17 protein-coding genes are annotated in these 16,468 nt (G+C 69.1%); 13 read left to right on the forward strand and 4 right to left on the reverse strand.

The annotated features are described in order from the left end of the window. Both ACSEEN_RS10050 and ACSEEN_RS10055 read right to left on the reverse strand, forming a co-directional pair. Positions 1-1,314: a D-arabinono-1,4-lactone oxidase gene (locus tag ACSEEN_RS10050; protein ID WP_371307494.1), complete on the reverse strand. Its 1,314-nt coding sequence runs from the start codon at positions 1,312-1,314 to the stop codon at positions 1-3. Next, on the reverse strand, positions 1,311-2,558 hold the full coding sequence (locus tag ACSEEN_RS10055) for an alanine racemase (RefSeq protein WP_440713096.1): 1,248 nt from the start codon (positions 2,556-2,558) through the stop codon (positions 1,311-1,313). The genes ACSEEN_RS10050 and ACSEEN_RS10055 overlap by 4 nt, the downstream gene beginning before the upstream one ends. Before the next feature lie 85 nt (positions 2,559-2,643). Between ACSEEN_RS10055 and ACSEEN_RS10060 the strand changes: the two genes are divergently transcribed. The 4 genes from ACSEEN_RS10060 to dctA all read left to right on the forward strand — a co-directional run bounded on the left by ACSEEN_RS10060 (position 2,644) and on the right by dctA (position 8,083). Next, the gene (locus tag ACSEEN_RS10060) at positions 2,644-3,867 is read left to right on the forward strand and encodes an MBL fold metallo-hydrolase (RefSeq protein WP_440713097.1); all 1,224 of its coding nucleotides are present in this window, start codon (positions 2,644-2,646) and stop codon (positions 3,865-3,867) included. Then, a complete protein-coding gene (locus ACSEEN_RS10065; RefSeq protein WP_298446251.1) occupies positions 3,864-6,338 on the forward strand; it encodes an HAD-IC family P-type ATPase in 2,475 nt (824 codons plus the stop codon). Before ACSEEN_RS10060 ends, ACSEEN_RS10065 begins: the two co-directional genes overlap by 4 nt. Before the next feature lie 11 nt (positions 6,339-6,349). Then, a complete protein-coding gene (locus tag ACSEEN_RS10070) occupies positions 6,350-6,526 on the forward strand; it encodes an antitoxin (RefSeq protein ID WP_247866430.1) in 177 nt (58 codons plus the stop codon). A 165-nt stretch (positions 6,527-6,691) separates the two neighbouring features. Continuing rightward, a complete protein-coding gene (dctA, locus tag ACSEEN_RS10075) occupies positions 6,692-8,083 on the forward strand; it encodes a C4-dicarboxylate transporter DctA (protein WP_440713098.1) in 1,392 nt (463 codons plus the stop codon). Positions 8,084-8,086: 3 nt separating this feature from the next. Here dctA and ACSEEN_RS10080 read toward each other — a convergent pair whose 3' ends face one another. Beyond that, entirely contained in the window at positions 8,087-8,749 is a 663-nt protein-coding gene (locus ACSEEN_RS10080) for a DNA-3-methyladenine glycosylase (RefSeq protein ID WP_440713099.1), read from the reverse strand. Here ACSEEN_RS10080 and ACSEEN_RS10085 point away from each other — a divergent pair. Further along, the gene (locus tag ACSEEN_RS10085; RefSeq protein ID WP_247866432.1) at positions 8,727-9,167 is read left to right on the forward strand and encodes a type II toxin-antitoxin system Rv0910 family toxin; all 441 of its coding nucleotides are present in this window, start codon (positions 8,727-8,729) and stop codon (positions 9,165-9,167) included. The two genes, ACSEEN_RS10080 and ACSEEN_RS10085, sit on opposite strands and share 23 nt — an antisense overlap. On the opposite strand, the gene ACSEEN_RS10090 is transcribed toward ACSEEN_RS10085, so the two are convergent. Continuing rightward, positions 9,132-9,737, reverse strand: a complete 606-nt coding sequence (locus ACSEEN_RS10090) for a hypothetical protein (RefSeq protein WP_440713100.1) — start codon at positions 9,735-9,737, stop codon at positions 9,132-9,134. The genes ACSEEN_RS10085 and ACSEEN_RS10090 overlap by 36 nt on opposite strands. Positions 9,738-10,093: 356 nt before the next feature. Between ACSEEN_RS10090 and ACSEEN_RS10095 the strand changes: the two genes are divergently transcribed. The 8 genes from ACSEEN_RS10095 to ACSEEN_RS10130 all read left to right on the forward strand — a co-directional run bounded on the left by ACSEEN_RS10095 (position 10,094) and on the right by ACSEEN_RS10130 (position 15,997). Further along, positions 10,094-11,248 (forward strand): tyrosine-type recombinase/integrase, encoded by a 1,155-nt coding sequence (locus ACSEEN_RS10095; RefSeq protein ID WP_502260910.1) that lies wholly within the window; start codon positions 10,094-10,096, stop codon positions 11,246-11,248. A gap of 241 nt (positions 11,249-11,489) precedes the next feature. After that, entirely contained in the window at positions 11,490-11,687 is a 198-nt protein-coding gene (locus ACSEEN_RS10100) for an excisionase family DNA-binding protein (protein WP_247866435.1), read from the forward strand. Between the two features lie 79 nt (positions 11,688-11,766). Further along, positions 11,767-12,342, forward strand: a complete 576-nt coding sequence (locus tag ACSEEN_RS10105; RefSeq protein WP_440713102.1) for a hypothetical protein — start codon at positions 11,767-11,769, stop codon at positions 12,340-12,342. After that, complete coding sequence (locus tag ACSEEN_RS10110; RefSeq protein ID WP_440713103.1) at positions 12,335-13,585, forward strand: AAA family ATPase; 1,251 nt, start codon at positions 12,335-12,337, stop codon at positions 13,583-13,585. The genes ACSEEN_RS10105 and ACSEEN_RS10110 overlap by 8 nt, the downstream gene beginning before the upstream one ends. Next, a complete protein-coding gene (locus ACSEEN_RS10115; protein ID WP_440713104.1) occupies positions 13,585-14,004 on the forward strand; it encodes a hypothetical protein in 420 nt (139 codons plus the stop codon). The genes ACSEEN_RS10110 and ACSEEN_RS10115 overlap by 1 nt, the downstream gene beginning before the upstream one ends. 240 nt (positions 14,005-14,244) lie before the next feature. Then, positions 14,245-14,547 carry a WhiB family transcriptional regulator gene (locus ACSEEN_RS10120; protein ID WP_440713105.1) on the forward strand — a complete coding sequence of 101 codons (303 nt, stop codon included), beginning with the start codon at positions 14,245-14,247 and terminating at the stop codon, positions 14,545-14,547. Between the two features lie 287 nt (positions 14,548-14,834). Further along, positions 14,835-15,245 (forward strand): hypothetical protein, encoded by a 411-nt coding sequence (locus ACSEEN_RS10125; RefSeq protein WP_440713106.1) that lies wholly within the window; start codon positions 14,835-14,837, stop codon positions 15,243-15,245. After that, positions 15,245-15,997 carry a hypothetical protein gene (locus ACSEEN_RS10130; RefSeq protein WP_440713107.1) on the forward strand — a complete coding sequence of 251 codons (753 nt, stop codon included), beginning with the start codon at positions 15,245-15,247 and terminating at the stop codon, positions 15,995-15,997. The genes ACSEEN_RS10125 and ACSEEN_RS10130 overlap by 1 nt, the downstream gene beginning before the upstream one ends. Positions 15,998-16,468: the final 471 nt, after the last annotated feature.

Genomic DNA, 16,468 nt, shown 5'->3' on the forward strand with positions numbered 1-16,468 from the left:
CTACGCGCCCAGGACGTGCCGCAGATACGGGTTGGCGAACGTCCGGTCCGGGTCGTAGCGGTCGCGCACCGCGAGGAAGTCGTCGAACCGCGGGTAGACGCCGCGCAGGTAGTCCGCGTCGCGGGTGTGCATCTTGCCCCAGTGCGGGCGACCGCCGTGCGCCAGGAATATCTCCTCGGCGTCGCGGAAATACTGTGCCGCCGATGCCGGATCGTCCCGGTAGTAGCGGTGCACCGCGATGTATCCGGAGGTGCGGCCGGAGGCGGTGGAGAGGAAGAGATCGTCCGCGGCGGCGGCCCGCACCTCGACCGGGAAGCTCACCCGGTAGCGGCGGCGGTTGATCATCGCGCGCAGCTCGCGCAGCGCCTCCGGGACGGCGTCCAGCCCGATCGCGTACTCCATCTCCCGGAAGCGGACCGAGCGTGAGGACACGAAGACACGATCGCTGCGGTCGGTGTACGTGCGCTCCGACAGCACCCGTCCGGCGATCTGATTGAAACCGGGCGCCACCCGCGGGACCCGCGCGGCCAGCGCCACCATCGCGCCGTAGACGCCGTTGGAGAGCAGCTCGTCGTCGATGTACCGGCGTACGCTGCCGGGACCTTCGGCGGGGGTGTCGGCGGGCAGCCGGGTGTTGGTCTTGGTGAGGGTGCGGCTGGTGTGCGGGAACCAGTAGAACTCGTAGTGGTCGTGCTCGGCGACGCGGTCGAGAAAGCCGTCGATGGTCTCGTCGGCAGTGCCCGGCGCCTCGTGGGCGCGCAGCGCGAAGGCGTCGACGCACTGCACCGTGAGGTCGGTCAGCACACCGAGGGCGCCGAGGCCGAGGGCGACGGCCGGCAGGTCCGGGTGGTCCTCGCCGATCTCGTGGAGCGCGCCGTGACCGTCGACCAGCCGGGCCCCGACGATCTGCGTGCTGATGCCGCCGAAGCGCAGTCCGGTCCCGTGCGTGCCGGTCGACGTCGCCCCGGAGATGGTCTGCCGGTCGATGTCACCGAGATTGGCCATGGCCAGCCCGTGCGGCTCCAGCAGCGCCGGGATCTGATGCAGGTGCGTGCCGGCACCCAGCGTGACCCGCTTGCGGGCGGTGTCGACGTCGCGCAGCCCGCCGAGGCCGGCCATGCTGATCTGGATCTGCGGGGCCACCGCGATCTCGGTGAAGCTGTGCCCGGCGCCGACCGGCTTCACCTTCTCGCCGCGCTCGGCGGCGGCGCCGATGTCCGCGGCCAGCTCGTCGGCGCTGCGCGGCGCGATCAGCCGGGTCGGGGTGGCGTGGGCGGTGCGGCCCCAATTGGACCAGGTGGCGCGGGTGGTCACAGGAAGCACTTCCCCTCGCCGCGGTAGGTGGGCACCACGTCGACCACCTCGGCCCCGCCCGAGCTGTCGCGGCCGATCAGGGCGACCCGCGACGACCGCTCGCACGGCTCGCCGGACTTGGTGTGGCGGAACCACACCCGGTCGCCGATCCGCAGGTGTGCGACGCCCTCACCCTGCAGCGGCGTCTGCACTTCACCGGCGGCCTCCGTGCCGACATACGACAGTCCTTGCGGCCACACGGGTTTCGGCAGCCGGTCCGGTCCGGGCGGGCCGGAGGCGATCCAGCCGCCGCCCGCGCAGGTGGCGTAGTCGGGGCTCGGACGACGCACCACGTCGAGCCCGAAGCTCAGCGCCGGCGCCGGCTGGAAATGCCGGTAGGTGTCGAACAGGTGCCCGCCGAACAGGCCGCTGCCGACGGCGATGTCGGTGACCGCGGAATCGCGCGCGGTCTCCTCCAGCGACCCGGTGCCGCCGGCGTTCACGAACTCCAGGTCGGCGTACTCGCGCACCGCGGCGATCGCCTTGCCGCGGCGATGGCGCAGTTCGGTCATCGACACCGACTGGATCGCCCGGATCGCGGTGTTCATCAGGGCCTTGCCGGGGACCCCGTTGCCGAGCCCGGCCACCTGCGCCTCGTACGACATGACGCCGACCAGCGCGAACCCCGGCCGTTCGGCGATGGTCCGCGCGAGGTGGCGGATCTGGTCGATGCTGTGGACGGGGGAGCGCCGTACCCCCAGGTGCACCCGGTCGCCGAGTGCCGTGAGCGAGGCGTCGAGGTCGATCGCCACCCGCACGACCGGCCGGGACGACGGCGCGGCCACCGCGTCGAGCACGTCGAGCTGCGCGGGGTCGTCGATCAGCAGCGTGACACGCGCCGCGGCGACGTCGTCGGCGAGCAACTCGGCGAGCGCGGTCCGCCGCACCGACGGATAGCCGAGCAGGACGTCGGTGACGCCCGACTCGGTGGCGAGCCAGCGCGCCTCGTCGACGTCGAAGGCGAGCACTCCGGCGAAGCCGTCGCGGGCGAGGACGTCGTCGATCACCGAGCGGACTCGCAGCGACTTGCTGGCGATCCGGATCGGCACTCCGCCGGCGCGTCGTCGCAGGTCGGCGATGTTGTGCTCCAGTGCGCCGAGGTCCAGCGCGAGGACCGGGGAGTCCAGTCCGGCGCGGGCGACGGCGTCGTCGATGCCGCCCCAGTAGGCATTCGGGTCGGTGACGTACTCGGTGGGACGGGACATGGCGGGCGCGGCTCCTGGTGTCGGACGGCGGGGCGGTCGGCGCGGCGGACGCACGCGACGATAACGACGATTACGCTAGTCAAGCGTGACATCGATCCGGAGTATCTTGCTCGACGGAGTGGCCGAACCCGTGGGTTCGGCCGTCCTGCGTACGCGGTCCGCCACCGCACGACTGGCCGCCGCCACGAGCGCGCGCGGCGAGGCCGCAGCGGTCGGCGCCGTCGACCGGCTGGCCGCGCGCGGCGTCGGCCCGGCCCGCGCGCTCGGCGCCGACGCGAAGACCATCGCGCCGTACACCGCGCGCTCGCCGTTCGCCACCGACGGCGTGTTCGCCAACCGTGAGGCCGCGTTCGTCGGCACCGGCCCCGGTGTCGGCACGTTCGTGGAGATGGCGCGTCGTCCCGGCCGGCCGAGCGCGCCGATCCCGGTCACCACCCCGCGGTTCGACGACGAACCCGCCACGCTCGCGGCGACCTGGCTCGGCCACGCGAGCGTGCTGGTCGAACTCGACGGCGCGCGGATCCTCACCGACCCGGTGTTCAGCGCGCGCTGCTCGCCGTCGCAGGTGGTCGGCCCGGCGCGGATGCACGCGGCGCCGTCGTCCGTCGGGGCGCTGCCGCCGATCGACGTGGTGCTGCTCTCGCACGACCACTACGACCACCTCGACACCGGCACCATCGACGCGCTGGCCGCGCTGCACCCGCAGGCCCGGTTCGTGGTGCCGATCGGGGTCGACGCGCACCTGATCGCGTGGGGCGTCGATCCGGCGCGGATCTTCGCCGCCGACTGGTACGAACACATCGACCTCGACGTGCGCGGGAAGTCGTACCGGTTCCATGCGACGGCGGCCCGGCACTTCTCCGGCCGCGGCCTGATCCGGAACCTGACCCAGTGGGTCAGCTGGGCGGTGGTCGGTCCCGAGCACCGTTTCTTCTTCTCCGGCGACACCGGCTTCACCGAGCGCTACGCCGAGATCGGTGACCTCGTCGGACCGTTCGACCTGACCCTGATCGCGGCCGGCGCCTACGGCAAGGAATGGCCCGACATCCACATCAATCCCGAAGAGGCGCTGTCGATCCACCACCTGCTGAACCCGGGTGCGGCACACGACTCCCTGCTCCTGCCGATCCACTGGGGCACCTTCAATCTGGCGCTGCACCCGTGGGCCGAGCCGATCCAGCGGCTGCTGTCCGCGTCGGGCACCGCCGGGGTCGGCGTGTGCGTCCCGCGTCCCGGCGACTCCGTCGACGTCCGCAAACGCAACGGCACCGCCTACGACGATCCGACCTGGTGGGAGCGCTGCGCATGAGTACACCGACCGGAACCCGGCCGACCGGGCTGACGGCCGCCGAGGTCGCCGAACGCGTCGCCGCCGGCCAGGTGAACGCCCAGCCGGACTCCACCGGCCGCAGCGTCGCCGACATCGTCAAGGCGAACGTCTTCACCCCGATCAACGCGATCCTGGGTGTGCTGTTCGCGATCGTCGCGTACACCGGGTCGTTCATCAACGGCCTGTTCGCGCTGCTCATCGTCTTCAACTCCGGCATCGGCATCGTGCAGGAGATCCGCGCCAAGCGGACGCTCGACCGGCTGTCGATCGTCGGCCAGGCGCAGCCGACGGTCCGGCGCGACGGGGTGTCGCAGCCGGTCCCGCCCGGCGAGGTGGTCCTCGGTGACCTCATCGAACTGGCGCCCGGCGACCAGATCGTCGTCGACGGCGAGACCGTCGAGTCGGAGTCGCTCGACATCGACGAGTCGCTGCTCACCGGCGAGGCCGATGCCGTCGACAAGGCGCCCGGCGACGAGATCATGTCCGGCAGCTTCGTGGTCTCCGGCTCGGGCACCTACCGGGCGACCAAGGTCGGCGCCGACGCCTACGCGGCCAAGCTGGCCGCCGAGGCCTCCAAGTTCACGCTGGTGTCGTCGGAGCTGCGCACCGGCATCAACAAGATCCTGGCCGTCATCACGGTGATCCTGATCCCGGCCGGCATCCTCACCATCTTCAACCAGCTGGTGATCAGCAAGCAGCAGCTGAACGACGCCCTCCTCGGCATGGTCGCCGCCCTGGTGCCGATGGTGCCCGAGGGACTGGTGCTGATGACCTCGATCGCGTTCGCGGTCGGGGTGATCCGGCTCGGGCAGCGCCAATGCCTGGTCAACGAGCTGCCGGCCATCGAGGGCCTGGCGCGCGTCGACGTCGTCTGCACCGACAAGACCGGCACGCTCACCGAGAACGGCATGCGGCTGTCGGAGGTGCGGGTCCTCGACGACGACTACTCGCACGACGCGGTGACCGCGGCCCTCGCGGCGATCGCCGCCGCCGATCCGCACCCGAACGCCAGCATCGAGGCCATCGCCGAGGCGTACCCGGACGCGCCGGGCTGGACCACCACCGCGGTGCTGCCGTTCGCGTCGGCGAACAAGTTCAGCGGTGTGTCCTTCGCGGGTAGCGGCGACGGCGGCGGCAACTGGCTGATCGGTGCGCCGGACGTGCTCCTCGACCCCGAGTCGGAGGCGGCTGTGCTGGCGTCCGATCTGGGGTCCACCGGCCTGCGCGTTCTGATGATCGGTGCCACCGACGTCCCGGTCGACACCCCGGCGACCGGGGACAGCGCGGTGCCCGGCACGCTGACGCCGGTCGCGCTGGTGGTGCTGGAACAGCGGGTGCGGCCCGACGCCGGGGACACCCTGAAGTACTTCGAGTCGCAGAACGTCGAGGTCAAGGTGATCTCCGGCGACAACGCCCGCTCGGTCGGCGCCGTCGCCGCATCGCTCGGCCTGGGCAGCGCCGACACCTCCGTCGACGCCCGGACACTGGCCGACGACCCCGCCGAACTGGCCGACCAGGTGGAGGAGGGCGTCACCTTCGGGCGCGTCCGGCCCGACCAGAAGCGCGCCATGGTGCAGGCCCTGCAATCGCGGGAGCACACCGTCGCGATGACCGGCGACGGCGTGAACGACGTCCTCGCCCTGAAGGACGCCGACATCGGCGTCGCGATGGGCTCGGGGTCGTCGGCGGCGCGGTCCGTCGCGCAGATCGTGTTGCTGGACAACAAGTTCGCGACGCTGCCGTACGTCGTCGGCGAGGGCCGGCGGGTGATCGGCAACATCGAACGCGTCTCCAACCTGTTCCTCACCAAGACCGTGTACGCGGTGCTGCTCGCGCTCGCCGTCGGCATCGCCGGGCTGATCGCGCACGCCCTCGGCGATGCCCCGATCAGCTACCCGTTCCAGCCGATCCACGTCACCATCTCGGCGTGGTTCACCATCGGCGTGCCGGCGTTCATCCTGTCGCTGGCCCCGAACAACGAGCGCGCCAAGACCGGTTTCGTGCGCCGGGTGCTGACCCAGGCCGTACCGAACGGCCTGATCATCGGCACCCTGACGTTCCTCTGCTACCTGTGGGTGGATCCGGGCGGCGACCACGTCTCGGTGATCGGCGCCGAATCGGCGTTCACCGCCGCGCAGACGCAGGCCGCGACGGCCACCCTGGCCGCGATGATCACCATGGCCTGGTGGGTGCTGGTCGTCGTCGCGCGCCCGATGACCTGGTGGAAGGTGATCCTGGTGTCCGTCTCGGTGGTGGCCTACGGGATCATCTTCACCTGGTCGTTCACCGAGCACCTGTTCAAACTGGACTCGACCAACGCGGCGATGATGGGCAAGGCCGGGATCTGTGCGCTGATCGGCGTCGTGGCGATCGAGATCTCCTCGCGGATCCTGAAGGCGCGCCTGGAGCGTCGGCTCGCCGTCGCGGCGTCCGTCGGCAGCGCGGGGTAGATTCGTCAGCTATGGATCTCAAAGGCATGGTCGACAAGGCCAAGGACGCACTGAAGTCGAACCCCGATCTGATCGAGAAGGGCGGCGACATGGTCGACAAGGCCACGCACGGCAAGTACGCCGCCCAGGTCGACAAGGCCCAGGACGCCGCCCGCAAGGCCGTCGGCGCGGAGGACGACAAGAAGTAGCCCGGCCTCGCCGGTCGAGACCATCTCGCTCGACCGGCTGAGCCTCCGGGGGATCGTCGCTCCCTCGGCACGACGCGGCAAGCGCGTAACCGGACCGGCCACCCGGTTACGCGCTCGTGACAGAGCGGCAACTGTAGCGACCGACGACGGTCGCATGGTGGACGGATGACCGCAGACCTCATCGTTCCACCGGCGCCTCGACGGGCCCGGCGCCCATGGTTCCGCTCAATGTTCTTCTGGCTGGTCCTCGCGATCGTCGCGGGCATCGTGCTCGGCGCGGTGTGGCCGGACGTCGGGAGCTCGATGAAGCCCCTCGCGGACGGCTTCATCAAGCTCATCAAGATGCTCATCGCGCCGATCATCTTCTGCACGGTGGTGCTCGGCATCGCCCATGTCGGCGACATGCGTGCGGTCGGCCGGATCGGCGTCAAGGCGCTGATCTACTTCGAGGTGATCACCACCTTCGCGCTGCTCTTCGGGCTGGCCGTCGGCAACATCGTCAAGCCCGGAAACGGGTTCAAGATCGACGCCGAGACGCTGGCGACCGGCGCCGACGCGGTCGCTGAGAAGACCGGGGACGGCGAACTGCCGCACACCGTCGACTTCCTGCTGAACATCATCCCGACCTCGGCGATCTCCGCGTTCGCCGAGAACCAGCTGTTGCAAGTCCTCTTCTTCGCGGTGCTCTTCGGGCTCGCCCTGGCGAAGCTCGGGCAGCGGGCACCGGTCGTGATCTCGGTGATCGACCAGAGCAGTCACGTCTTCTTCACCATGATCGGCTGGATCATGAAGATCGCGCCGCTCGGCGCCTTCGGCGCGATGGCGTACATCATCGGCCAGTACGGGCTGTCGTCGCTGGCGAGCTACGGGAAGCTGATCGCGTGCTGCTATCTGGCCGCGGTGCTGTTCATCCTGGTGCTGGCCGCGGTGGTGCGCGTGTTCGCCGGGGTCAACCTGTGGAAGTTCCTGGTGTACATCAAGGACGAGTTGTTCATCGCGCTGGGCACCGCGTCGACCGAAGTGGTGCTGCCGCGCATCATGTCCAAGCTGTCGTTCGCGGGCTGTTCGCCGACGGTCACCGGGCTGGTCGTGCCGACCGGGTACTCGTTCAATCTCGACGGCGCCACCCTGTACCTGTCCATCTGCGTGCTGTTCCTGGCCCAGGCGATGGGCGTCGATCTGAGCCTCGGCGAGCAGCTGACGGCGGTGCTGGTGCTCATGCTGACATCGAAGGGTATGGCGGGCGTCCCGGGATCGTCGTTCCTGGCCCTGTCGGCGACCGTCGCGGCCATCGGGCACGGCGCGATCCCGGTGGCCGCCGTCGCGCTGCTGCTCGGCGCCGACCGGATCATGGACTCGATGCGCGTGTCGGTGAACCTGATCGGCAACTGCGTGGCGACCTTCGTCGTCGCGAACTGGGAGGGTGAACTCGACCGCGAGCGGATGCGGCTGGTGCTCGACGGCCGACCGGTGCCGCCGCTCGAGACCGTCGACGCCCTGACCGGCCGGCCGGAGATCCTGCCGGAGGAGGAAGGGCTGCCGCGCGTCGGCGTGTGAGCGTCAGGCCCGCGGGTGCCGCCGATACGCCGACACCGTCGGATCTCCGGCCACCCAGTAGCGCCACGGCCGGTCGGCGGCCAGTCGTACCCCGACGCGCGGTCCCGCGGCGATCGCGTCGTCCGGCAGCGCCGGGGTGGGGCGCAGCACGATCCCCGGCGGGGTGCGCACATCCGTCCCGAGATCGGTCATCGTGATGCCGAGCGCCTTCGCCAGATTTCCGGGACCGCGGGCCAGCAGGTGATCGGCGACGTCCCCGCGCCGGGCCCGTGCCGCGTCGTGCCCGTCGACGATCTCGGCCGCCCGCAGCAGTACCGCGGCGCCTTCGCCCTCGGGACTGGTGACGATGTTGGCGCAGTGGTGGGTGTGGATCCGGTAGACGTACAGCCGGTCGGGCGGGCCGTACATCATGGCCGACCGCGGCGTACGGGTGAAGGCGTGCGACGCCGGGTCGTCCGGCCCGTTGTAGGCCTCCACCTCGGTGATCCGGGCGAGCACGCCGTCGTGCCCGGTGACCAGTGCGCCGAGCAGCGACCGCGCCGCCGCGCAGACCTCCGGTGCGCCGGGCGGGAATTCGGGGACCACGGGCGGAGCGTACCGCGCGTCGCCGCGGTGCCCGCCGAGTGGTCTACGCTCGTCAACCATGGCGAAGACCAGTGATTCCATTCATGTCGACCTGAGCCCGGAGGACACCTTTGCGGCGGCGTCGGACCTGTCCCGGTTCGACGACTGGCTGGTGCTGCACGACGGCTGGCGCGGCGATGTGCCGTCGCCCGACGACCTGGCCGTGGGCACCCGGGCGACGTCGGTCGTCAAGGCGAAGGGCACGCGGGTGCGCTTCGACTGGAAGGTCGACACCTACGATCCGCCGCGCCGGGTCCGGTTCTCCGGCAACGGCAAGGGCGGCGTGAAGGCCAAGATCGACCTGACCGTCGAGCCGGACGGCGACGGCTCCACGGTCACCTTCCTGATCGACCTCGGCGGTCTGCCGCTGATGGGCCCGGTCGGCAAGGCGGCCGCCAAGGCCGTGCACGGCGACGTCCACGCCTCACTGACGCGTTTCCGCCGGGTCTTCGTCGACTGACGTCTCCTCCGGCAGTACGGTGCTGATGATCCGCAGCGACCAGATCGACTGCCCGGGCTGGAGCTCCCACAGCCGGATCGCGCTGTGCCGGATCAGCGCCACCGTTCCGGCGATCAGCGCCGCGGCCAGGGGCAGCTCCGCGAACACCGCGGTGAGCACCGAGACGACGAGCTCGCTGCCGGCGGAGGTCATGACGTCGAACCAGGCGTCGCAGATCAGCATCGTCGCGGTCGCCAGCGCGGTGACCGCCACCATCTGCCTGCGGAGCAGTGCCAGCACGAACGTGCTCGCCATCAGGATCACCAGGAACGTGTCGAAGCCGAGCCACATGGCCGCGAAGTGCTCGTTGGTGTGCGTGGACGGCAGCGTGAATCCGAGATAGACCATCCACGGGATCAGCGCGAGCGCCCCGCCGCCCATCACGGTCAGCGTCTCCCAGCGCAGTCGCCGTCGTCCGCGGGGATCCACCAGACGTCCTTCCGGCGTGCGGGACAACTCACGGATGAGGTCTCGCCGGGCGACCGGGTCGAGTGCGTCGATCTGCTCGGGAGTGAGCACCTGCTGAGCCATGGCGACAGGCTACGCCGGTGCGCCGCGCGGCCTCCGGCTGTTGCCGCCGAGTGCCGGTATTGCGTCGAACGCGGTGGTCACGACGGTATCCGCGGCATCCGGCATCCCTCCCGCGGCACTCGGCCGCAGACGCGGCACCCGCGCCCGCCGCGCCTGTGGCCGGTCGTCTCGGATCCGCGGGCGGTTCGGCGTCTGCTGTGCTCCCGGCAGGATTCGAACCTGCGGTATCCGTCCGATTGAGTTGTGCGGTTCACCTGCAGATACTCACGTTTCCGCTGGTGATGTGAGCGTATCACAACTGGCATATAGTGGAAGGTGACGGAAGCTAGATCGAGTAGATATGGCATGTATCTGGCATGAGTAAACGACGTTTCGGCAATCTGCGCCGACTCCCCTCGGGGCGGTGGCAGGCGCGATACACGGGTCCCGATCTGCGCGTTTACAAGGGTCCACGGACCTGGGAGTCACAGGATGACGCGGTGGGCTGGCTCCGGGCTGAGGAACGGCTCATCGAGATGGAACTCTGGCGACCACCTGACGCGAGAGACGTTGCGCGACAAGCACAGTCAGTCAGGGTAGCCGACTACGCGAAGCGCTGGACCTCGCAGCGCAAGCTGAAGCCGACGACGCGCCGCCAGTACGAGAGCTACCGAGACAACCACCTCGACGGCACCGATCTGGGAGACATGCCAGTCGGTAGCGTCACCCTGGCCGACGTCCGCGACTGGTGGGCCGAGCTGCGCGAGCGACCCGCGGGCAAGTCGGACGGATCGACCCGCAATGCCCGCGCCTACGCGTGGCTGCGCACCGTGTTTGCTTCCGCTGTCGACGACGGACTGCTGACCGAGAATCCCTGCCGCATCAAGGGGGCTGGCGTCACCAAGCGCAAACGTGCCATCGACGTTCCGACGCCGACCGAGGTCTCTCAACTCGCTGACGCCGTGCCGGACCGTCTGCGACTGCTGGTTCTGCTGGCCTCGTGGTGCGCGATGCGCCGGGGCGAACTGCTGGGGCTGCGACGTCAGGACGTCGCGAAGGACGGTAGCGAGATCGTCGTCCGCCGCGCGGTGACCTTCGTGAAGGGAAAGCCAGTGGTCGGCACGACGAAGAACGAGAGCGAGCGCCGCGTGGCTGTGCCACCGCACCTGCACGCCACAGTGGTAGCACACCTGACCGAGTACGTCGCCAAGCCCCGATCTGCGGTCGTGTTCGCCTCGGTGGTCGACGGCAACACCACAGCGGACATCCTCGACGAGTGGACGTTGCGCTATCACTGGGAGACCGCCAGGGCTGCGGCCGGCCTCAACGATCTGAGGCTGCACGACCTACGGCACGCGGGCTCGATGTGGGCCGCCTCTGCTGGCGCGACCGTTCCCGAGCTGCAACGCCGCCTCGGCCATGAGTCGACCGCGGCGGCCGTGCGGTACATGCATGCTGCGAAGGACTCCGACAAGGCCATCGCCGAGCGACTGTCGGCTCTCGTATCAGACACACCAGGGGACGCAACGTAACGCGGAATCTCACGGAAGCCGTGCTACGTTGAAGGAACAACCGAACACCGACAGCTAGTCGAGTAAGTACCATCCTGAACCCCGAACCGGGGTGACCATGCCGAACGGGCGTGGATGAGAAAGCGAGATTAACGGCGATCCGCCAACGGCGGAAGCACCGAAATGGAAGCCGAGCAACAGATCTGGTCCCGATGACCTCCTGTCGCTCGGCGTTCTCTGTTTCGGGAGGCGTACGCCAAACATGTCCAAACTCATCGCCCGCGCGAATCGCCGCTGGGCCTCCATCCAAGAAACCGCCGAGTACATCGGCGTCACCGACCGCACCGTACGGCAGATGATTGCCGATGGTCGCCTCAACGGCTACCGCAACGGCAAGCGTCTCGTCCGCCTCGACCTCAACGAGGTGGACGCCGCCATGCGCCCGATGGGTGCTGCCTGATGAGCGTCTACGACTACTTCGACGAGCTCGAAGACCTCGGACTCACCGACCAAGCCGACGAGATCGGCGGTGAGACCGAGTGACTGAAATGCGAAACCCCGGCGCTGGGCAGGCTACCGGGGCTCACGAAATCCATGCGGCGGATCGAGACCACGATACCGCGAACACGCTGGCACTGCTCGCCGCGGTGGCCGGCTCGCCATGCGCGACGATCCGGGCGGTACTCCGATTCTGCCGACCGTGCGATGTCGCGCTCCTCGACGCACCGACCTCGACCGCGCTCGCCCTGGCCGAGGAGATGGCGCACGCCGGCCAACGGCCCGGCCCGATCGAGCTGAACGCCGAGCTACTGCGCCGCGGCCTGTACGACGGTCATTACGGTGAGCTCGTCAAGTGCCGCGTGCTCGACGCCGCAACGCACAAGACCGCCTATCCAGAGCGCGTCGGCAAGTACGCCGAGGCTGTGCTCGGGCAGGTCTATCGGGCCCGGATCTCTGCGTGCGGAGAGGCCCTGACTGCCGGTGCCGCGACCTCACCCGAGGCCGACCTCTGGATGCTGCTGGAGCGCGAGGGCCGCGCGATCCGGGTCATCCGCGACAGTCTCGCTGCTCTGCGGAAGCACTGCGGAAAGCGCGAGGAGGTCGAGAATGTCTGAGCCCACCTACGAGCGTCGCGTCGTCATGCGTCGTGCGGACACCATCCGCGATGACGTACCGACCTGGGCGTGGGAGTTCGACGACCGAGGTCGTATCGCGATCGGCACGGTCGTCCTGTTCGCCGGAAGGCCCGGCGCCGGCAAGTCGACCAGCGCCCGCTGGTTGGTCGCCCAGGCCACCACCGGCACCCTGCCCGGCTGCTGGCTCGGCACTCCGGTCAACGTCGCCTACATCGCCCGCGAGGAAGCGGTCGACTACATCGTGAAACCCTCCATGCGGGCACACGGCACCGACCTGGAGCGCGTGTTCTTCCCCGAGGTTGAGCTCACCGTCGATAACGAGGTCGCCCGCACCACGCCGGTCCACATCGCCGATATGGAAGCGTTCACCCGGACCTGCTGCGAGCACCGGGTGCGGCTGGTCGTGGTCGATCCGCTGATGAGCACCATCGGCTCCAAGACCGACGTCAACCGCAACAACGAGGTCCGAGCACAGCTCGACCCGTGGCGCACACTCGCCGAGGACATCGACGGCGTGGTGATCGGCGTCGCGCATCTGAACAAGAGCGGCAACGGTGACGTCGTGGCCGGGGTGAACGGATCCTCCGCGTTCGGCGAAATCGCCCGCGCCGTGTTCGGCTTCGCCAAAGACCCCGACGCCGAGAACGGTGAACGGGTCCTCTCACAGGAGAAGAACTCCCTCGGCGACGAATCCCTGGCATTGAGCTACCGGATCGACCCTGCCGAGGTCCGCACCGACTCTGGCCGCACAGCTGAGGTCGGCCGCTTTGTTCTGCTCGGCGAGTCCGAACGCAGCGTCGGTGATGTCCTGCGCGACGCCGCGCGCCAAGGTCCGAGCACGACCGACTATGACGCGATCATCACCTGGTTGCGCGGCATCCTGGCGAACGGCCGCGTCGAAGCCACGGAGATCTATAAGTCAGGCGATGCGGCCGGCTACTCGAAGGATCAACTCAAACGGGCCAAGGCGAAAGCCAGTGATATCGAAGCGGTTCGCCCAACCAATCCGCGTCCGTGGTTCTGGCAGCGAGCAGAGCGCGCTCAGCGCGCTACAAACCTGCGGGTGCTCCCTGCTCCCTGTGAGGTCAACCAGGGTTTTGCAGGGAGCAGGGAGCAGAGTGCAGACACTCCCCAGGAACCGCTCGGTGCCCTCACACCAGACTCTCCCGGCCAGACCGATCGGGTCGCCGCCGCACTCGCCAACGCTCGAAAGGACCACTGATGATCTCCCCGAACCACGAAACCGATCTGCTGATCTGGTCGGTGCGCCGTGTGGTCGGCGCGGGCGAGTGGTTGCTGCAGGAACTCAGTGACCACGGGCACGCCGACGAGTGTTGCGAGGGTCCAGCCGACGCGCTCGCTGGTGCCCTGGTGGATCTCCCGCGCCAGCTCGCCCAGTTCACTCTCTACAGCGACGGCCGCCCGATCGTGTCCTACATCGACGTCGACGACGGTGCGATGGAGTTCTTCACGCTCTGGCCGCCGCACCCGGCAGATGTGCCGACCGGACCCTGGGAGGAATTGCCTACCGCCGTGGCACCGCACCGCAAGCACGGTGACCGCGGCTACGTGGTTGTCGGCTGGGACCCGGCCACCTTCAGCGGATCGGTCCGCTACATCGAGCCGCTGAGGGTGGTCTGAGATGGCCGACAATCGCCGCGGCGTCCGCTGCCGCCTGTGTGGCGTCCGCTGCCGCCTGTGTCCGAAGATCACCCGGTCGTCGACCCGGTATTGCCGGAACTGCCGACCCGAGTTCATGCTGCCTGAGGTTCACAGCCTCCCCGGCGGATCGGTCTCGTTCGAGGGCTTGACGTACACGGCGGCCCAGGCACGCCGCCTCGCCGACGCGCTGCATGACGCAGCGGATCGTGAGGTGACCTCGTGAAGCACCTTGATCAGGACGGAACTCTCGCGCTGCTGAAAAAGGTGCTGTGGCAGCTTCCGCGTCTCGACGGCGCAGCGTGTGTCGGCCGGCACGCGTTGTTCGCCGAGCGTGGCCCGGACGAGGACGACGACACCGTCGAGCGACGTCACCACCAAGCGCTGACCTTGTGCCGTGTTTGTCCGGCGCTGACCGCATGCCGCGAGTTCGCGGCCACCGAGAAGTCATCGGGTGAGGTCATCGCCGGCATGAACCGAACGCACACATCCCGAACAGACCGCACTGCTCAGGAGGCCCCGTGAATCGGCACGTATCTCGCCGCACCAAGCACATGCCGCGCCCCTTCGTGTGTCGCCGCTGCAAAGGACCATGCCCGCGCTACTCACCCCAAGGCTGGCTCTGCGCCGACTGCATCGCCCGCCTCATAGTGAAGGACTGAAACCGTGAACGATCCCATCGCCGCCGCTCTGGACTCGACCTACACGCCGCCGCGGCAACGCCGACACGGCCGGCAGTGGCCGACCCACCGAGCCAAAGCCCGCCGCCAGGGACGCAGCAACGCGCCCCCGTGGATGAAACGAGACTGACTGTGAGCATCCGCAACCTCGGGCCCGCGGTCCTCATCGAAGGAGAACAAGCCCTCAAACTCCTGAAGTTCGTCGCCCGCGCCGGCGTGCACCGCCTCTCCTACAACGGCATGAACACGCGTGCCGCCGAAGCCCTGTACACCACCGCCGCCAACGCCCTGACCGCTGCCGCGTCCGATCCCGGACCAGCGGACCAGCCGCACACACCCGACACACCAGAGTCAGAACCGACGGACCTGATCGACGCCGCCAGCGCCGCACAGATCCTCCGGTGCAGCACCCGGCACGTACGCCGACTGGCCCGCGACCTCGACGGAACCCAGCTTCCCCACGGGGCATGGACCTTCCGCCGAGGAACCGTCGAAGAATACGCGGCCGCCAAACACGACCCGCACATCGAAAGGACCACCTGATGACCACCAACCTCACCGTCGGCACCTACCAGCCGGCCCCGCCCGCACCGACTACCCCGTTCGGTCAGATCCACCACCAACTCCTCGGAGTCGTCGCCGACATCGAGAACAAGCTCAACGCCCTCGGCCAGCAGATCCAAGTCGCACCCCCGGGTGCCGGCCCGGCCAACACCGGCCCGACCGAGTACCGTTCCGGATCCGCCCGCTACACCGTCGAAGGACTGCGCGAACTCATTCAGCAGATCGACGACGACCCCGCCATCGCCCTCGGTTTGGCCACCGCCGAAACCTCGGCCCGCACCGCCGAACAGCAGGCAGCCGACACCGAGACCATCGCCCGCGCCGACCTCAGCCCCGACGGGGACACCGCCGCCGAACTCCGCGCCACCCGCTACTGGGCCCGTACCCAGCGAGTCCTGGACACCAAGAGCGACAACGACCTCACCCGCGCAGCCCAGGCACTCGTCGAACAGGCCACGCCCACAGAGCTCGGCACCCTCCTGCAGGAACTCGGGACCTACCTGACCAGCCGTGGGAAGACCGACCTGCAGGTCGACCTCTGGATCCGTGAACGCGCACCCGAAGTCGCCGCCGCCCACACCGCCGCGATCACCGCCACCAAGCGCCGCACCGTCGTCGAACACAACGTCGCGGCCGTCCGCCGAGCACTGGCCGCCACCGTCACCGGCGGACATCCCGGCAGCTGGCGCACACCACTACCGTTCCTCGTTGACCCCGACACCATCGCCTGACCCCGATGACCACCACGGCCGGCACGCTCACACCACCGAGCGCGCCGGCCGCGCGTGCGTCATCGTCAGCTCACACGCCCGCAAGCGCGAATGCTCAACGAGCGAGAGGCCAGAGCCACGCGCTCGACGAGCCGAGCGACGAGCCGTTGCGACGACGCGCAACCGTCAGCCACGCGCGCGAGCCCGCCGGCCGAGGGAAGAACGAGGGACGCGAGCCAGCCGACGCGGCGCGGCGATCGACCACCAGCGATCACGAGGAACGACATGCCAAGAGCACCCAAGAAGTGCGCATACCACGACTGCGAACAACGAGTCACGGCCCGCACCTTCTGCCCCGCACACGCTGAATCACCCCAGGTTTGATGCCGCTCCTTTCTGAGTCCCATCAGGAAGGATGACAATCATGCCCAAGAAGATCGATCCCGCCGTCCAGGCCCGTGCTGAGCGCCTGTGGCGCGAGCACGGCGCCGA

Origin of the sequence: Gordonia marina, from assembly GCF_052036135.1 — a bacterium.
In the GTDB taxonomy this organism is placed as follows: Bacteria; Actinomycetota; Actinomycetes; order Mycobacteriales; family Mycobacteriaceae; genus Gordonia.

Bases quoted from the DNA above. Each gene is read 5' to 3' on its own strand.
- ACSEEN_RS10130 (WP_440713107.1), top strand. From the start codon at position 15,245: ATGACCACCAACCTCACCGTCGGCACCTACCAGCCGGCCCCGCCCGCA.
- ACSEEN_RS10065 (WP_298446251.1), top strand. From the start codon at position 3,864: ATGAGTACACCGACCGGAACCCGGCCGACCGGGCTGACGGCCGCCGAG.
- ACSEEN_RS10100 (WP_247866435.1), top strand. From the start codon at position 11,490: ATGTCCAAACTCATCGCCCGCGCGAATCGCCGCTGGGCCTCCATCCAA.
- ACSEEN_RS10090 (WP_440713100.1), bottom strand. From the start codon at position 9,737: ATGGCTCAGCAGGTGCTCACTCCCGAGCAGATCGACGCACTCGACCCG.
- ACSEEN_RS10070 (WP_247866430.1), top strand. From the start codon at position 6,350: ATGGATCTCAAAGGCATGGTCGACAAGGCCAAGGACGCACTGAAGTCG.
- dctA (WP_440713098.1), top strand. From the start codon at position 6,692: ATGACCGCAGACCTCATCGTTCCACCGGCGCCTCGACGGGCCCGGCGC.
- ACSEEN_RS10115 (WP_440713104.1), top strand. From the start codon at position 13,585: ATGATCTCCCCGAACCACGAAACCGATCTGCTGATCTGGTCGGTGCGC.
- ACSEEN_RS10095 (WP_502260910.1), top strand. From the start codon at position 10,094: ATGAGTAAACGACGTTTCGGCAATCTGCGCCGACTCCCCTCGGGGCGG.
- ACSEEN_RS10080 (WP_440713099.1), bottom strand. From the start codon at position 8,749: ATGGAATCACTGGTCTTCGCCATGGTTGACGAGCGTAGACCACTCGGC.
- ACSEEN_RS10055 (WP_440713096.1), bottom strand. From the start codon at position 2,558: ATGTCCCGTCCCACCGAGTACGTCACCGACCCGAATGCCTACTGGGGC.
- ACSEEN_RS10085 (WP_247866432.1), top strand. From the start codon at position 8,727: ATGGCGAAGACCAGTGATTCCATTCATGTCGACCTGAGCCCGGAGGAC.
- ACSEEN_RS10110 (WP_440713103.1), top strand. From the start codon at position 12,335: ATGTCTGAGCCCACCTACGAGCGTCGCGTCGTCATGCGTCGTGCGGAC.